Consider the following 17,036-nt stretch of genomic DNA (forward strand, 5'->3'; position numbering starts at 1 on the left):
CTGATCCCCATATTACAATGATGCTCTAAAATCTTTGCGTGAAATTTAAGCTGTATGAACAGTTTGAAGCCGACAAAGGCCACTCTCTGAAACAGCGTGACTTTGGAGATTAATTTCCAATGATAATATCTGGTTTAATGTCCCCCAACTATTAAGTGGGAATTGTTTATTTAGAGAAGAATAAATCAGCTTCAGCCTTTCTTCTGCGGATGAGTCCGTTTAATGTTTTTCCGGCGGCGGTAATATATTTCGTGGTAAACCAATTTCTGATTGCCTGCTCTTCTGCTTTTTTATTAATCAGAGAAAATAGTCCATCTGATCCTCCTGTATTGTACGTGTGTGATACGAGAGCATCAAATTGATTTTGAGAAAGGATTACTTTAATTTTACTGTTGACGATTTTTTCATAAGTCGGTAAAACTGCTGAAAATAACTCTATTCCTTTTTCTTTGCTGATTGCAGGATCTTTCATGGTTACTTTTTTTCCTCCGGGATAGTAGGTGTTCCCATACCCAATTGTTGGAATTCCTGCCGAATCCAGATAAGGTTTTGAACTGAATCCTTCAAATGATACAATCAGGTTGATTCCTTTTTGTGATGTTTTCATGGCTTAAAATATTTATAGGTGAAAAAGATGAGTATTAAAGTGATTCCAACGATTGTAATGAAAATCCAGGCTGCGATTTCAAATCCATTTGACTGAATTTTTTTTGTTTCTTCCGAGACTTTTGAAGCCACTTCTCTGATGGTTTCTTTTGAACTCACTTTCTGGGTTAAATCGTGAATAGCTTGGATAGATTCTTCTTTCCTAACCTCTGCTTTTTCATGGTTGCTCTTTGCATAATGGTTGCTGATGGAGTATTCTGCATTTCCCATGATGGAAATACTCTGAACGGTATCACGTCCTATCACATTATGGAAAACAAAGGGATTAGATGTATCTGATTTCCCTTTAATTAATAAATCTCCGGATATTTCATTGGTCTTTTCCTCCAGTTTCACATCAGCGGATTTGCTTTGAGTTGATTGTGAGCTGTGTAAGCTTGAAGAATCAACTTTCACTTTTTCTGTTTCTTTTGTATTTTCTTTATAAGTGGTTGTGATTTTGTGTTTGCTTCGGCAGCCCAGCATAAAGCTGCTCAATATGATCAATAGCAGAATCTTTGCTTTCATTAGTTTTAGTTTTTAAAAATTGAACAGGTTTATAATTTTGATTTCAATTCCAGGAAATTGGATTGAATTTCAAGTTCTTACATAAATATTTTATCTTCTTTTACGTATTCTTTTTTGATGCTGTCTAATAACATGTCTACACTTACTTTGTAACCAGGTTCATCTAATGCAATTGTTTTTAAACTTACATCCTGTATGATATTCATAATATTAGAACCGGTTAATTCATAGTGTTGGGCAATTTGTTCCAAATCAATATCTTCAAGTTGTAATTGTTCAGGTACGTTTTGCTGCCAGATACGCAGACGCTCTTCATGCTTTGGATTATTGAATTGTATGCAGCTATGAAAGCGTCGCGTAAAGGCTTTATCCATATTATTTTTAAAGTTGGAGGCCAGAATGATAAGTCCTGAAAATGTTTCTATCTTTTGCAGCAAATAAGAAACTTCCTGATTGGCATATTTGTCATGAGCATCTTTTACAGAGGTTCGTTTTCCGAAAATAGCATCTGCTTCATCAAAAAATAAAATCCAGTTTTTATTTTCCGCTTTGTCGAACAGTTTCGCTAATTGTTTTTCTGTCTCTCCGATGTACTTTGAAACCAGCATAGAAACATCTACTCTGAAAACAGGGCGATTGGTATATTTCCCTAAAAGACTGGCGGCAAGAGTTTTTCCTGTTCCCGGCTCTCCAAAAAACAACACCCTGAACCCTGGTTTAAGTTTTGTCTGCATATCCCAATCTTCCATAAGAATCCGGCTGCTGTTGTACCAGTCCTCAATACACTTAAGTTCTTGCAGTGTGGTTTGAGGAAGTATTAAATCTGCCCATGATCGATGGGTGTGTATTCGTTCTGCCGGAAAATCATTGCTCATTTTCGGTAATAATTCCAGGCCAAAAATGATCTTATTAAAGGCTTCTTCATGTACACTTATCTGGCTGTTCATTGATGCATATTCCTGATCTGAACCTGAAAAAGCGATAAGTTCTTCTTTATTCAAAACCGACTTCGGGCCGAAATAATCCAGTGATTTTAGTCGTTCTGAGATATTATCTCCTCCTAAAATATATTGAGCCGCGTGAATTGTAGGATAAAAGAGCCTGCCGTTATCATTGGTTGAGCAAAAGTCAAACAGCGCACTACCCGGGAAATCCAAATAAATGCGTTTCAGCAATGATGGATCCAATCGTGGTAATAACGCCAGTAAAAGAATTACAACTTCCTGATGGGCAAGCTCTTTCCCTGAAATATAATCTCCTAATTGAAAGTTTTCATGGTTACTGGTATTAAATTCAGGGGCTCCTACATTAAAATCCTCTGATGGATTGTTTATACGCCATGTAATAACCTTTTCTAAATGAGTAAATAATTTTTGTAATTGTTCTGACTCCATTGGTTTTTATGCTTTTTAAGATCTGGTGTACTGCTTGTCTTTTACTTTTAAGATGCTTCCACCTATCTTGTGTTGATTTCAAGAAACCTCAACCGGAAAGTAGCTCACATTCGAGTGTCTCTCCACAACTGCAAAAGCAGCTGCCCTTGGAAAGTCGCTCCATCATTGGAGTCCTGCTTTTTTAAAGAATTAATCTACGCTTGAAAGAGAATAACAGATCCGAAGACCTATCACTCTGCTTCCAGGAGGAGATTCTAATGTTTACACATCAAAAAATTCCGGGATTCCAGACGCTAAGAGGTGTCCTGCCAATGAGAATCTCTCCGATTGAGGTATATTTTATGTTTTGTATTTTTTTTAATAGTGTGCAACACATCTCAAGGATGGTTACATTATTTGGTGTTTGCTTAAAGAAAACTCAACCGGAAAGTAGCTCACATTCGAGTGTCTCTCCACAACTGCCAAGCAGCTGCTTTTGGAAAGTCGCTCCATCATGGGAGTCCTGCTTTTTTAAAGAATCTACGTCTGAATGAGAACATCAGGTCTGAAGACCCATCACTCTGCTTCCAGGAGGAGATTCTAATGGTTATACATCAGAAAATTCCGGGATTCCAGACGCTAAGAGGTGTCCTGCTAATGAGAATCTCTCCGATTGAGGTATATGTTTTATGTTTTTAAATGGTGTGCAACACATCTTAAGGATGGTTACATTGTATTTGGTAGTTTGTTTAAAGAAACCTCAACCGGAAAGTTGCTCACATTCGAGTATCTCTCCACAACTGCCAAAGCAGCTGCCCTTGGAAAGTTGCTCCATCATTGAAGTCCTACTTTTTTAAAGAATCTACGTCTGAAAGAGAACAGCAGATCCGAAGATCTATTACCCTGCTTCCAGGAGGAGATTCTAATGGTTATACATCAGAAAATTCCGGGATTCCAGGCGCTAAGAGGTGTCCTGCCAATGAGAATCTCTCCGATTGAGGTATGTTTGTGATTAATCAATAATGTAATTAACCAAATCAGTCATGTCCCGCCCCATAATAATTTTTATATTAACGGGATGCGATGTATATTTTCTTCCGTTGATCTCGATTTCCAAAAGCATCTGAATAAGAGCAAATGGTTTTCTATGATGAACCGTATGTCTGAATGAGCCAGGTCTGGTAAGTGTCCCCGATGGATAGAATTCATTGAACGCTGATCCAGGTTTAAAATAATGAATAGGATTGATATCCAGAATCATTTCTTTAGACGTTACAGGATATTCGGACATTCTGCCTAAGGATTGTGCATCGAGCAGCTGTTCTTTGTAAAAGCCTGCATCTTTGAATCCATGCTTGATCTTTTTTTTCTGTTTGTAACGCTTTATGATAATTTTAGGTTTGTATTTATCAATATCCAATTCGTTTGATAATTTTACCTTTATATATTTATAGCTTACACTTCTGCTGAAAGCATGTACATAATTCTCTATCTGTGGCGGTTGGCTTTCATATTCAGCTTCCAGATTGATATGTCCAAGCCCTGATTTTTCAATGTTGCCAGCCCGATAGAAATGATAGTATTTCGCAGTCCAATCTGCTGAGGCCCTCACATCCAGTCCGAAATTAAGCTCATTTAGATGGACATAATTATCTATGAACCGGCCAAACTGGTTTTCTGTAGGATATTTACCCGTTTCAAAATAGGTTTTCAGATCCTCTCTTGGGGTTAATGTATTGTTTTCTTCCATGATATTAGTCTTCTTTATTTGCTCCTTTTCTTAGTCTAACTGCTTTCCGGAGCTGATTATCAGTTGTGATATTACAGTTCAAAATTGATTCTTTTTTTGTTCTTATAAAAGTTTTTGGGGCTCTCCATCCTGTAGTTGCAGTAACTTATACATCACTAATAAACAAATTATTACACCTATAGTTAACGACTCATATTTCTTTATCTTCTTCAATACATTTCCTCCTTCTGTTTCCACAGAATTTATGATTTGCTTTCAAAAAAATAGATGTGGCAACCTCATTTCGCTTTGCGGATAAATTCTAATGGAAAAGATTCCATCGCAGAGTATCTTATCCAATTAAGGTTGTATTTTTAGTAATGAGAATGTAATGGATTACTTTTCTGCCGTCTGGTGATCTCAAGATCTTTTATATTGACAGGATATGGCTTGTTTTTGTTACCTAATAGTAATTACTATTGATGTTATGATGACAGTTCAAAATTAATCACTTTATTGTTCTTATAAAAGTTTTTTGCCCTATCTGTACTGTAGTTGCAGTAACTCATAATTTTTTGGAATCCAATGATGGTTTACACCAATATCATTATTTGAGGAGTATATATATTTTGTAATATTGATTGCTGCTCAGATATTCTGGTCTGATTAGTTTTCATTGATGACATAATTACATTCGATTCTTATATTTCTTACTTTTTCTACCTGACCGCCCCACCAGGTCTCCTGGCTTTGCCCGGCATTTAAAACCCCGGTCGTTAAAAGCGTGTCAAGATCTGCATCATACACATTACATTGTATGGATTGATTGATTTCCTGAAGATCTGCATTATAATAGAGATACAGGAAGTCCCATACATCATAATGGTCGGTAACAGAATCTTCAGTTTTATATTTATCCCCCCAATATTGTGAGTACGCCCTATATTGGATAGGTATTTCAGTTTTATTAATAAACTTAATATTTGTATTGACAACACTTATTTTTTGTTGAATATCTTCTTTATGAATATCTATGGGTACATTATAATTCTGCAGATCTCCAAATTCATAACCATCAGGAATTGCAGGCAGATTGTTTCCAAATAATCTACGAATATAATAGCTCGGACTTAACTGATAACCAAGACTATAATATTCGGTTCCTTTTAAATCACCACCTCCTTTTGTTTTTTCTATTGTAATAGTATAAGGTGCACTGCCCAATAAGAACTGTCTTATTGTACCTACTTTGGTGGAATCTCTCATTGTGATTATCTGATCTTCTTCATCTGATGAAGTGACAACAATCTGGATTTCCAAATCTCCAACGTTATTTAAATAATAATATATAAATGTATTATCAATATATGCCATTTGGTTAAGAAAAATGACCATTTCTCTCTTTGTCTGGACATCTTCCTTATGTCTTAAAGAATCAATCAGATCCGAGAATTGGTTTTGCGTTGGATGTTTACCTGTTTCAAAATAGGTTTTTAATTGGTTTCTTGGGATTAGTTTATTTTCTTCCATAGTACTACTATTCTTTTACGGCTTATGCTTAGCATAATTACCTTTGGGTTTCAGTGGTTATTTTTGTTATGTTTTTAAAGTTTGGGATGCATCCTTTTATAATTCCTGTAAAAGTTTTTGATTACTCTCTTCTGCAATTGCAGTAAACTTTAGTTTTTAGAGTCGGAGGATGGATTACTTGATTTTAAAATTCACATTTCTTTATACTTAAATCTATTTTGGCAAATGTGATTATACCAATATCATTATTTCAGGAGTATAAGTATTTTGTAATATTGATTGCTGCTCAGATATTCTGGTCTGGCTATTTTTCATTGATGGAATAATTACATTCGATTCTTATATTTCTGATTTCATTTATATCACCACCATACCAAGCATCCTGGCTTTGTCCGGCATATAAGTGACCTGTAGCTAAAAGATTATTCGTATCTTCATCAAAAATATCGCATTGTATGGATTGATTGGATTTCGTAAGGTCCGCCTTATAATTAAAGCTTAAATGATCAGCTAAATCATAATGATCAGTAACAGTGTCTTCAGCTCTGAACCTCTCACTCCAGTTACTTCCACTTACTCTGTATTGTATAGGCACTTCAGTTTTATTAACAAACTTAATATTTGTATTTACAATGCTTATCTTTCTTCCCAAATCTTGTTTATAAATTTGTATGGGCAACCTTTTCCCCTCCACTGATCCTAAATCGAAACCTTCAGGAATTGTGTTCAGTCCATTTCCAAACATTCTAAAAATCGTATAATTTGGGCTTATTTCATATCTCAAAAGATAATATTCAGTTCCTTTTAATGTTTCTTCTGCTATTTCTTTTACTTTAAAGGTGTAAGGAGCATTACCTAATAAGAATTGCTTTTCCACAGCGTTGTCAGTTTGTCTTACGGTGACCACCTGATCTGCTTCATCCTGTGAGCTAACACCAATCCGAAATTTTAAATTTCCAACGTCATTTGTAGAATAGTAAATGAATCCATTATCTATAAGTGCCAGACTATTGGCAAGGATTGCTTTTTCTTTATTGGTCAGGACATCCTCCTTATGTCTTAAAGAATCTATCAGTTCCGAAAATTGGCCTTGCGTTGGGTGGTTACCTGTTTCAAAATAGGTTTTTAATTCTTTCCTTGGAGTTAATTCATTTTTTTCCATAATATTTCACTATTCTTTACTATTTATATATTATTACTATGATTATTTTTTGAGGCATCAGATAATGGATTACTTGATTTCAAAGCTGAAATTTATCTTTTTTCTGTTTCTATTTATAGACCTAGAGCGTTAAACATTTCGGATGCAATAGCATTCATTCCTAAATCACCTGGATGAACAGCTACACCCGAATTATTAACGGTATGCCACTGGCCATCATCACCTTTGACTTGTGCTCCCATATATGATCTATTTGCAGGAATATCAAGGTGAGATATTTTAACAAAGGTTAAGTTATTCTCTGTAGCGACTTGGGACATAGCTATATCTTTATTAACGTCTGCCCAGAATACACCTCCAATAATTATTTTAGCTGATGGATTTTTTATTTTTATATAATTAATCAATGCTGAATACTCTGATTTAAATGTTCCAGAAAAAATTGTATTTTCACCAAGTCTTACACAAATCAGATCTTTTCCTGATAAATAGGTATCTAATTGAGATTTATCCCAGGTAGAAGGAGAAGTTTCCCATCCGGCAATATTTAATACATCAGTAGTTGCGGCAGGTTTAAAAACTTTCATTTTTTCTAAAAAACGATTTACATAATCCTTACTCTTCTCGGATGCCGCCATTCCCCAATTTCCCCACCAATAAGAAAGCACCTGATGCTTGGCAATCGAATTTCCTAAATGAAGTATGTTAGAATATCCCACTAAATAATCCCATGTTACGGAGCCATCTGTATTAAATGATAAGGTTACTTTTTTCCCATTATAGATAAAATTCTGTTGTAGTCCTGCAATTGATGAATTAATCAAAGATAAATCTGATTTTGTAGATACAGGACTTTCAATATATTCTTTAAGATATAACTTAATCGGAAGGGATTTCCCCGATATTTGTTCTAGCGCTCCAGTATAATTGTTACTTGCCCATAGATTCGCTATTGCAGGTGTGCTATTTACAGGAAATTTTGAAGGAAATTTTAGCCCTACATAATCTCCTTTTGCAAGTATTATTGGCTCAATTGTGACAACATTTAATCCGGCTGTTAAAGCCTTTGTTATTACATTTGTTTCAATAAATTTCCCTGATTGTTCCAAAAATCCAGTTACTATTTGATAAGTTCCAGCAGTAACTGTTCTAATTTCAATTTTTTCTAATTTATGGGAATTTTCAAGCTCCAATTTATTAATCGCATATCCTTCTATACCATCAGAATCTGCTGAAACGCTAGAGCTTCCTTTTTCAATCTCAATACCTGTATATCCATTCTGAGAATAATCTTCTACAATTTTACTAACTGATTTAGAAAGATTGAAAACCGATTCACTTTGTATATTAAACTCATTAATATCTGAAAGTTCAAACCAAAGGGTGTAATAACTTCCTAAATTTGCCTGTACTCCTCCTGAAATGGTACTATACTGAACAAATCTGTTTTCAGGAGCTCCCGAGCTTCCATAAAATATTTTAGCTGTTGACGTTGGTAAACAAAAAACAGCAGCCATTTCTCCAGTATTGATTTTTATTTTTTGATTTGTAAAATCAAAATTGTTCCAACCAACAACACCCACTTTTTCTTCACTGTCCCAACGGATAATAAATTTTGTACCATCATAGTATCCTATACAAAATTTAAAATTACCTGCTACCGAAAGTCTTATATTTGCTTTTGTTAAAAATTTATTTGAATCTGAAACAGCTGTTGTATTTGATATAACATTATATAAACCAGCCTGTATCCCATCAGAGGAAGTTCCCGCCAATTCAACTCCAATTTTTTTATAGAAATCACCTACCTCTATTATTGATTTTCTTATCTCGTCGGATTCTCCTCCTTTTACTTTATTTACCAGCCAGCTATTAATTTGCTTGCCACCTTGAGCATCTGTATTATTATCAGAATCAAACTCTAATGCTATATTTACTCCTGGAACAACCACAAAGTCTTTTTTCGTCACTCCATTACTTACATTTAGAAATACTAATTGTTCATCCAAATCGGCAGCTATAATTTCAATAGGTACACCGGAAGAATTTTTAAAATTAGTATAAACTCCAACTGTCCTGACTTCCCACTTTTCATAAAGATTCGGATCACCTAGATTCCATATCGTTGGTGAACTATTTGGAAATGCTTCTCCTTTGATAATTGATTTTGTACTGGCTACTGCATCATTTACGGCTTTTAAAAGAGTTTTTTCAACTTCTTTATCCAATTTATTATCTAAAGAAGCTTTTAAGCCGTTTATAGCTTCCAAATCCATCACCTCTTCTTTATGCCAAAATGAATCTATTAAGTTAGAAAATTGATTTTGAGTGGGATATTTAGCAGTTTCAAAATAGGTTTTTAATTGGTCTCTTGTAGTTAATTTATTTTCTTCCATAATACTTTACTATTATTTAAAATGCATGCTTGTCAGCACAATTACTTTTTTAGTCTAAATGATTTTTTATGTTATATTTTAAAGTTCGGAGCTCATCCTTTTTTATCCCTGGAAAAAGATATTGACCTTGTTACTGTGTAGTTGCAGTACCATTTAGTTTTAAGAAATAGTATGGATGATTTCTTAAGTTTCAATGCTCAAAATTGATATTTTTTTTCTTCCTATGAAAGTTTTTTTGCCTCTCTATTCTGTAGTTGCAGTACCTCCTTTTTTCCGGATAATTAATAAGGCTATCTGAATAAAACCGGGTCTGTATCTATAATAAAAAAGACTCAGATTATAAAATCCAAGCCTTTTTTAATTTATATGCCTAAAGTTTGTTTATTTCCGCAGAAATGATGCTCAATCCAGCTTAAAGAAGAAATACATTACTGCAGCCCATTCTTTTTTGACTCCTTTTGCATATCCGATAGTGCTGTGGCTGCTGTTTTCAACCGTCCCATCATCTTTGATGTAGCCAATGGTGGAATGACTGCTATTTTCTACTGTTCCATTACTTTTTACGTAACCTACTGTAGAATGGCTTTTGTTTTCTATAGTTCCATCGCTTTTGATGTAACCAATAGTGCTTCGGCTTTTATTTTCGATAGTCCCATCATCTTTGATGTATCCCACGGTGGAGCGGCTGCTATTTTCTATGGTTCCATCACTTTTGATATAACCAGTGGTACTATGGCTTCCGGATTCTATGGTTTGAGCGCTTAGAGCGGAAAGACCGAACAGAAGGGAACAAATGAATAGTGTTTTTTTCATATTCAATATTTTAATGAGTTGTTAACTTTGGTTATTTGATATATTCAAAAGTATTGATTATTCTTTTATGTTGGATGTTATACAATTAAATCTGAACTCTTTTTTTAAATATAGAGTCTTAAAGGAAAAACGAAATTGCTAAAATTTGTTTTATTAATGATTATAAAATTCTAATTAATCTCCTAAAGCCTCATTAATTCATTTCTTCCTTACTGACACACAAATCATACTAAGGGAATGATATAGTAGCAAAGAATTATAGAAATTTTTCTAAATTAAAAAGACTCCGCATGCATCTTTCAACTTTACGGAGCCTTACTTAGAGCTTTGTCAGGTACTACATTAATTGTTTCAATATCTACTTATGCGTAAGTATGAGCATTTTAAAGAAACTTATATTCATATTTTGTATGAACATTTCCAGACAGAATTTCTTCTATTACATCAAGTTCATGGTAATCATCTGTATAATAGTCTGTTTTTTGTGTAGCGGCTATTACTTTAGCTTGTTTGTTTATTTCTGCAAACACCTTTTTTAATTCTTTTTCGTGTGCTATTTCAAAAATATTTTCCTTTACATAAAAAATGACAGCTTCTATATTTTTATTATCAATCGATCGAAAATCTACCGATAAATTGTAACCAAGTTCGTCGCCATTTTCATCATATCCCCAAAACATACTATATTGATAGCTGCCTCCTGTAGGGTTTTTCTTAAATTCTTCTAAGGTTTTTAAGGCATCTTCTATAGTTTCTGCCTCTATTCTTTTTGAATCATCAAAATCACTATCGGGGTTAGTATCTTCAAAATAAAAACGGCTATAACCATAAGCAATAGTAAAATTATTTTCTAACATAATTTTATCTACTATATTCACAATATCTTTTGTAGGTGTCTTTTCTATTACAAAAACTGTATCAGTTGTATAATTTCCCATAATTATTTAAATTAATTTATTAAAATCTTCAGTGGATGAAACAAATGGTGCATTTTTAAGCTTTGTTGGCTTTATCTCTTTTAAATCATTTATAATTATAAAATTACCATTTCCAAACCTAAGCTTATCAACTGCATTATCTTTTCTAAGAGCGGCCAATACCTTTGCATTTATTTTATTCGATTCTATCTGTAAGACAAATATTCTGCCCGATAAATCGATCTTTTGGTTATACTCATCTATAATAGGTGGTTTTCCATTTATTAAATCTTTTTGTATTACAAGCTTATCATAATCCTTGCTTGACCTATCTGCTAGCCCCCAAGTATTAGATTTCACTTCAATTAATTCTTTATCTGTTATTATATCTATTTCAGTCAATTCGTTTTTACCTTCATTATTCTTGTTAAATGATATTGCTTTCGTTCGATCTTTAGAAATACTAACTCCCAAAAACAAAGCATTACTCTGTAGCTTCATCATTACCCGTACTTCTTTTATAAGACTTATATAGTTGGTTTTATTCGGATGTGTAAATAGTTCAGCTAATGAATTGATTACATTATCTCCTCCTTTTATAGACTTTAATTTATCTATTTCATCTTTTGATAATTGAGTAGTTTCATCTACTTTCCAGTCTATTGGATTATATAAACTAAATAATAGCTCCAATAATACTGAAAGCCTTTCTTCTTTATTTTCTACCTCATTGTCTAAAGTCTTCGCTTTTTTAACTTCATCATTAGTTGCATTTTGCTTATTAGCTTTATCTAAGGCCTTATCTGTTTCTTTTGCACCCTGATGAGTTTCAATATATAAAGCCTCAGCTTGATCTAATAAAGCTTTTGCCCTCTTTTGGTTCTCTGCTGGTAAAGCATCTATTTTATCTCGCCATTCTTTTAGCCTCTTGCCTATACTCATAGGAGTACTGGCCACCATTACCTCAATATTATTCCCTTTTTTAGCAATCCAAAGTGTATGTAATTCTCCTTCGGCAGAAAAACGCACTACTTTTCCTACTTCACTATCTTCAAGCTTCTCACCAGTCTTTCCATCTTTCTTCTCTGTATTTTTCTGCGCCCCTTTCTTATCAACACCCAATTTACTCAACAATTTTAAAGCCTTCCCTTTTACAAAGTTCCAGAACTTGACAATCGCATTCTCAATACGCTGGCGTATTTTTCGGATAACACCCAATACTTTATCTGCCAATCCACCAATTCCCAATAATGAAGCTAAAAAGCCAATCAGTACAGGAACAGCTCTGCCTAATGCATTTTCTATCGATTTGGCTACGGCACCTACATTTCCGCTGGCAATTGCTTTTATACTATCGGTAAAGGCTTTTACCAGTTCCATAATTTGCGCTGCCCGCTGAACGAAAAATTTCACTACATCTATAATGGCCATTGCGGCTTTTATAAATGCTCCTACCGGAGTAAGCAATCCCATCACCCATTTAATACCTGCCTGGATTACCTGTGACTGGATAATATCCATTATGGCATCCATCACCGTAGCTTTAAGGTCAGCAAACTGATCTTTAAGATATCCCCAAAGTCCAGCAGCACCTTCTTTACGGACAACCTGTATTATTTCAAGACCTTTTTCAGAAGCTGTCTCAAGGACTTTCATTACAGGTTCACCTATTACTCTGGATCCAATCGCTCTGATTCCGCTCCACGTTAAACCAAGCACCTGCGTGGTAATGGAGAAAACTCCTTTCAGAGAGAATACATCTTCCGGCATCGTTAGAGAAATCCCTTTCATTGCTCCGGTCAGCCATCCGAAGAAACCAGTTTTAAGGTGATTCCAGATGTTGGTTCCGAAGTTAGTAAATCCTTGTGAAACTCCGGCAATAAGATTTTTAAAGAATCCTATCGGATCCATGATGATAGCCTGAATAGCACTGATAACCCCGGATAATAAATTGGTAAGTGTATTTTTAATTTCAATAATAATAGCAAACACACTGGTTTTAAGCGCATCAAGAGCCTGATTAACCCATCCGCTATTTTGTGTTTTTAAGTCTGCAATTCTGGCATCAATGCTTGTTATATTATCTGCATATTTTTTAGCCAATACGTCAATTAATGCATCCTTTTTACTGTTTACACTTTCTTCCAATGCATTGAATTTGCTTTGGATCTCAGCAATGGCCTCTTTTCCTATTTTTCTTAAACTTGGTGATAAACTGTTGACATAAGTCTGTACCTCTTTTTTGCCTTTGGCAATTCTGGTTTTGGCTGCATTAAGCTGAGTGGTAACATGGGTTGCGATCTGGTCAATAAATTTATCCATGACTTTAATGTACAAGTCCTTACCACTGTCAAAAAATTTGTTGACCTCTTCAGGTAAGCCTGTAGCTTTGTCCCAGAACCATTTCCCAGCTGCCACTAAAGCTCCGTATTTTGCATACGCATCCCCATAACGCTTCTTTTTATAAGCCTTCATTTCTTTATCGACATGGGCTTCAAATGCTTTTTTAGCTTCTCTGCTGCCATTATCAAATTTTTCTGCCACCGACTTATCCAGATTATTTAAAATACCGTCGACATCGGTTTTGGAGGTAAAATAAATACCATTAATGTGATCGGCTATTTCTTTTCGTTTTTGGCTGTCTTTGCCTGAGGTTTGCTTTTGTTCACTATGTACATTGCCTAGTCCGCCTTTTCTTGCACCATGCATACCGCTAATGTGATGTGCCGCTTGTGTTTGTGCTTCATTACGGGTTTTGGACAGTTCCTTATTTTCGTTGGTTCTGAACTGTTGAGTTGCTGCAACGCTTTGGGTTTTGGCTTCATTCTTTTGTGCCAAAGCATCCTTAAACTTGGGCTCGTTAGATTTTGCCAACATTGCATCGGTGACTCCATTAGCTTTCATTTCACTGTCGATGCTTGCTGTTTGTTCCTTAATAGGTTGCTCTACGCTTGCTGTATTTCTTTTCACAGGCATCGCATTCGCTACATTTGGTGTTCCCGGAGCATTACCTACATTTTGTGCCGGCATTTTGGCAACGGCACGAACAGGCTGTGCAGAGGTATTAGGTTGTGCAGCGGTTGCAGAAGCAATATCATTAGATGCTACATTCTTCTCTTTTTTAACATCGCCTACTGCCTTTTGATTGACTTCCTGTATATTGTTGTGTTTCTCAAACTCATCTGCCTGTTCTTCATTTTTCGGAAGCTTGATGCTGTGTATTTTTTCACTTAGCAAAGCTTTGAAATCTTCTTTCTTGAACAGCCCTGGTTTCTGCTCATCCATGGTGTTCACTTGACTTGCTTGCGCCATACTCTGACGTTCGTTGGCAGGTGATGGTGCAGCAGCTTGCGCATCATTTGTCGATTTGCTTGATTGTTCGTGTTGTTTCTGCTGCTTAGCTGTATTATTTATTTTTCCGCTCAATGCTGTAAATGCAGGATTACTGTTAGCATTTACTGGCATGACAGCCTCGGTATCAATCACTTCTGCTTTGTCAGGATTTACTTCTTGAGACTGATCTGCACTGGCAACATTTGCCTTATTTGGTATCCCTTTTTTCTCTAAAGGTTTTACTGCCGGATTTATTTCATCAATTTTTTTACTTTGCTGATGAACCATAGCCTGCTCTTCCAAAGTTTTTGAAGGAGTTCCGGATTTAACATCATTATAATTCTGTGATTGGCCGGTATTCAAGGTTGCCATATATCCTTTCTCCATCTTTTGAGTATCAGGATGGTTGATATCACCGGTTTTGGCTAAACTCTCCTGAAATCTTTCATGCATTATTTCCGCGCCTTGGTCGTAAACGGTTTGTGAGCCATGAACGGCTGCAATAGTACCATTTAAACCGAATCTGTTACTATCAGGATTTGCTAATCCAGTTTTAGCGGATGAATCTCCGGCCTTTTGTGTCTGTATATTTGCCACTTGCACCTCAGACAGAGGTACAACCACCCGATCTTTCGGCTTCTGCTTTTTACTCTGGGCTTTATGGGCTTTATTGTCTATTTCTACAGGTTTTGCTGCTTTCATTGACTTAGTTTTTTTAATTTCATATTGTTTTAAAAGACCTATAAAGCACAACTACACTGTTATGCTTTATAGGATGCCTGCCGGGTTTGAAAAATCGTACCGTGTGGGTAGATTCTTTAAGAATGTCAGTAAATGGAAATGGCATTCGACTTTATGGATGAGAAACAGGCAACACTGAACCATTTCCTTGTTTGTTCTCTTGTTTTTTGAATTTTCAGGTTTTCAAGTTCTTAAAAATCACTCTCTTGGGTGATCAGTTCTGTAATGGCAGGTAGAGTTTTTTTACCATCTTTTCTATTGCAATTATTTATGCATACCTGCAAGTCCATTTATAGATATAAGTTTAATTCATATCACTTTTCTTTTCTTCTTCTTCACCAGACTGTCTGTCTGTCTTCACTCCATATCGGTTCTCAATAAAAAGATTCACTGCTTTATCAATCCAGTTAGGGAGATTTGTAGTGATCATCTTCAAGAATTTATCATAACCGTAGCCAAGCACGAATAATATCCCTGTTGAATACCATTTGTCATGCAACTCAGCTCTGTTCATTAAATAGCTCATTGTAAAACCTACAATCACCACTATCACCAATGTGATAAAGTGCTCCCACGGCTGTTTTTTCTCTTTATTTTGTATGGAGACCAGTACCCTTAATAATCCTCCTGAAAATGCTATTGCAGTTCCGATCAAAAGGGCTTTTATACTATCCAAAGTCATTCTTTTCTATTATATTATTTATTAAAATTTTAATTTTTCAACAACTTTCAGATGCTTACTTATTCCTGAGAAAGGATGTACATATCATCTAAAAATTTTCTGATTTTCCGGATATTTTCACTCTCATCTGCATAAGCCAGCTCATCAATAATATCACTGATATCTCTACCAGGTTTCTTTAGTTTTTCCTTATCTTTTTTCTTTTTTTTCTTTTCTTTTTTTTTCATGGCTTCTAGAATTTATTAATTTGATTTTTTAGTTTTTTTAATTTGATTTCTCTTCCAATCCACTAAGGCCAAACGGTTCCTTTTACAATTCATGTTTCATTTAAAACAATAGAACTAAAAAGCAAAAACCGTTTTTCACCTTAATATTTTACCTATAATTTAAATTTGAGAAAGATATCAGAACAGCCCTTTTTATCTTATGTCAGGGGCTATTGAGGAAGGAGCAATAACTTTGAATCCTTTTCTATCTTTTTAGAATGAATAATTTCAAGATATGAATGATGGGTACACATTATCTACAAACATTATCTTACTGACATTCACTTTATAACATTATATTGAGTGGTAAAGACTGAACATTCTTTCACAACCTACACACTATGGCTGAAGAATGATATTATATATTGTTCTTTCAGACAAAAACAACATTTCCATCAGCTCATTGACAATCACTTTCATCTGTTTATCCTGATTACGTTTTACATAATCAATGACAAAATCTTTTCTTTTTTCGACTAATTCTTTACTACGTTTCATATTCTATGGTTAAAAGTTTTTTGGTTTAAAAGTTTTTTTTCCGAATCAGACAGGCTTCATTCTCTTACCTGTTGACCGTCTCATAAAGTCATAAGAATCCCTAAAGACGAATATTCCGCCTTTTAAAAAGATGTCTAATTCAATTAATTTTGTTTTTTTAGAAGCCGGTACCAGGTATTTCCCAATAAAAATCTTACCCTGACTTCTTTATTTTAAATTTCATTTGCCCTTTCAGTATGTATTAGCAACTTTACTGACAACTATAATTAATCGATATTTTATATGTTGAACAGTAGTGTTATTTTACATTTTGGGCTTGTCTTTTATTTTCAGGAAAAAACAAAGAGCAAAATGATTGCTTTATTCAGATATCATCAAAAAAATAAACGCATTTTTATCATTAATCAAACAATACAAAAACGA

14 protein-coding genes are annotated in these 17,036 nt (G+C 34.6%); 1 reads left to right on the plus strand and 13 read right to left on the minus strand.

The features are described from left to right. Positions 1 to 166: 166 nt before the first annotated feature. From AC57AW_RS17835 to AC57AW_RS17845, 3 genes are all read right to left on the minus strand, one after another. Complete coding sequence (locus AC57AW_RS17835) at positions 167 to 607, minus strand: lysozyme (RefSeq protein ID WP_496352954.1); 441 nt, start codon at positions 605 to 607, stop codon at positions 167 to 169. Beyond that, complete coding sequence (locus tag AC57AW_RS17840) at positions 604 to 1,173, minus strand: hypothetical protein (RefSeq protein WP_496352955.1); 570 nt, start codon at positions 1,171 to 1,173, stop codon at positions 604 to 606. Before AC57AW_RS17840 ends, AC57AW_RS17835 begins: the two co-directional genes overlap by 4 nt. 77 nt (positions 1,174 to 1,250) lie before the next feature. Beyond that, positions 1,251 to 2,567, minus strand: coding sequence for an ATP-binding protein (locus AC57AW_RS17845; protein ID WP_496352956.1), 1,317 nt, complete (start codon positions 2,565 to 2,567; stop codon positions 1,251 to 1,253). Between the two features lie 816 nt (positions 2,568 to 3,383). On the opposite strand from AC57AW_RS17845, the gene AC57AW_RS17850 reads away from it, so the two are divergent. Next, the gene (locus AC57AW_RS17850; protein WP_496352957.1) at positions 3,384 to 3,545 is read left to right on the plus strand and encodes a hypothetical protein; all 162 of its coding nucleotides are present in this window, start codon (positions 3,384 to 3,386) and stop codon (positions 3,543 to 3,545) included. A gap of 13 nt (positions 3,546 to 3,558) precedes the next feature. Here AC57AW_RS17850 and AC57AW_RS17855 read toward each other — a convergent pair whose 3' ends face one another. The 10 genes from AC57AW_RS17855 to AC57AW_RS17900 form a co-directional block, all read right to left on the minus strand. Continuing rightward, complete coding sequence (locus tag AC57AW_RS17855) at positions 3,559 to 4,296, minus strand: hypothetical protein (protein ID WP_496352958.1); 738 nt, start codon at positions 4,294 to 4,296, stop codon at positions 3,559 to 3,561. Between the two features lie 645 nt (positions 4,297 to 4,941). Beyond that, positions 4,942 to 5,805, minus strand: coding sequence for a hypothetical protein (locus tag AC57AW_RS17860; protein WP_496352959.1), 864 nt, complete (start codon positions 5,803 to 5,805; stop codon positions 4,942 to 4,944). A 304-nt stretch (positions 5,806 to 6,109) separates the two neighbouring features. Further along, a complete protein-coding gene (locus AC57AW_RS17865; protein ID WP_496352960.1) occupies positions 6,110 to 6,967 on the minus strand; it encodes a hypothetical protein in 858 nt (285 codons plus the stop codon). Positions 6,968 to 7,080: 113 nt separating this feature from the next. After that, on the minus strand, positions 7,081 to 9,363 hold the full coding sequence (locus tag AC57AW_RS17870; RefSeq protein ID WP_496352961.1) for an SGNH/GDSL hydrolase family protein: 2,283 nt from the start codon (positions 9,361 to 9,363) through the stop codon (positions 7,081 to 7,083). A gap of 402 nt (positions 9,364 to 9,765) precedes the next feature. Next, entirely contained in the window at positions 9,766 to 10,176 is a 411-nt protein-coding gene (locus tag AC57AW_RS17875) for a 5-fold beta-flower protein (RefSeq protein WP_496352962.1), read from the minus strand. A gap of 383 nt (positions 10,177 to 10,559) precedes the next feature. Further along, positions 10,560 to 11,114, minus strand: coding sequence for a hypothetical protein (locus AC57AW_RS17880; RefSeq protein WP_496352963.1), 555 nt, complete (start codon positions 11,112 to 11,114; stop codon positions 10,560 to 10,562). Positions 11,115 to 11,120: 6 nt separating this feature from the next. Next, entirely contained in the window at positions 11,121 to 15,128 is a 4,008-nt protein-coding gene (locus AC57AW_RS17885) for a phage tail protein (RefSeq protein ID WP_496352964.1), read from the minus strand. Positions 15,129 to 15,471: 343 nt separating this feature from the next. Continuing rightward, positions 15,472 to 15,843, minus strand: coding sequence for a hypothetical protein (locus AC57AW_RS17890; protein WP_496352965.1), 372 nt, complete (start codon positions 15,841 to 15,843; stop codon positions 15,472 to 15,474). 65 nt (positions 15,844 to 15,908) lie between these two features. After that, positions 15,909 to 16,076 (minus strand): hypothetical protein, encoded by a 168-nt coding sequence (locus AC57AW_RS17895; protein ID WP_156118455.1) that lies wholly within the window; start codon positions 16,074 to 16,076, stop codon positions 15,909 to 15,911. Positions 16,077 to 16,454: 378 nt separating this feature from the next. Continuing rightward, positions 16,455 to 16,613 carry a hypothetical protein gene (locus AC57AW_RS17900; RefSeq protein ID WP_156106583.1) on the minus strand — a complete coding sequence of 53 codons (159 nt, stop codon included), beginning with the start codon at positions 16,611 to 16,613 and terminating at the stop codon, positions 16,455 to 16,457. Positions 16,614 to 17,036: the final 423 nt, after the last annotated feature.

The sequence above is a fragment of the Chryseobacterium sp. BGA-UO-ETr-SB22 genome (assembly GCF_059567885.1).

What these genes read in the sequence shown, in the direction of transcription:
- AC57AW_RS17885 (WP_496352964.1), bottom strand. Translation starts at nt 15,128, where the DNA reads ATGAAAGCAGCAAAACCTGTAGAAATAGACAATAAAGCCCATAAAGCC.
- AC57AW_RS17855 (WP_496352958.1), bottom strand. Translation starts at nt 4,296, where the DNA reads ATGGAAGAAAACAATACATTAACCCCAAGAGAGGATCTGAAAACCTAT.
- AC57AW_RS17870 (WP_496352961.1), bottom strand. Translation starts at nt 9,363, where the DNA reads ATGGAAGAAAATAAATTAACTACAAGAGACCAATTAAAAACCTATTTT.
- AC57AW_RS17880 (WP_496352963.1), bottom strand. Translation starts at nt 11,114, where the DNA reads ATGGGAAATTATACAACTGATACAGTTTTTGTAATAGAAAAGACACCT.
- AC57AW_RS17900 (WP_156106583.1), bottom strand. Translation starts at nt 16,613, where the DNA reads ATGAAACGTAGTAAAGAATTAGTCGAAAAAAGAAAAGATTTTGTCATT.
- AC57AW_RS17895 (WP_156118455.1), bottom strand. Translation starts at nt 16,076, where the DNA reads ATGAAAAAAAAAGAAAAGAAAAAAAAGAAAAAAGATAAGGAAAAACTA.
- AC57AW_RS17840 (WP_496352955.1), bottom strand. Translation starts at nt 1,173, where the DNA reads ATGAAAGCAAAGATTCTGCTATTGATCATATTGAGCAGCTTTATGCTG.
- AC57AW_RS17860 (WP_496352959.1), bottom strand. Translation starts at nt 5,805, where the DNA reads ATGGAAGAAAATAAACTAATCCCAAGAAACCAATTAAAAACCTATTTT.
- AC57AW_RS17835 (WP_496352954.1), bottom strand. Translation starts at nt 607, where the DNA reads ATGAAAACATCACAAAAAGGAATCAACCTGATTGTATCATTTGAAGGA.
- AC57AW_RS17865 (WP_496352960.1), bottom strand. Translation starts at nt 6,967, where the DNA reads ATGGAAAAAAATGAATTAACTCCAAGGAAAGAATTAAAAACCTATTTT.
- AC57AW_RS17845 (WP_496352956.1), bottom strand. Translation starts at nt 2,567, where the DNA reads ATGGAGTCAGAACAATTACAAAAATTATTTACTCATTTAGAAAAGGTT.
- AC57AW_RS17875 (WP_496352962.1), bottom strand. Translation starts at nt 10,176, where the DNA reads ATGAAAAAAACACTATTCATTTGTTCCCTTCTGTTCGGTCTTTCCGCT.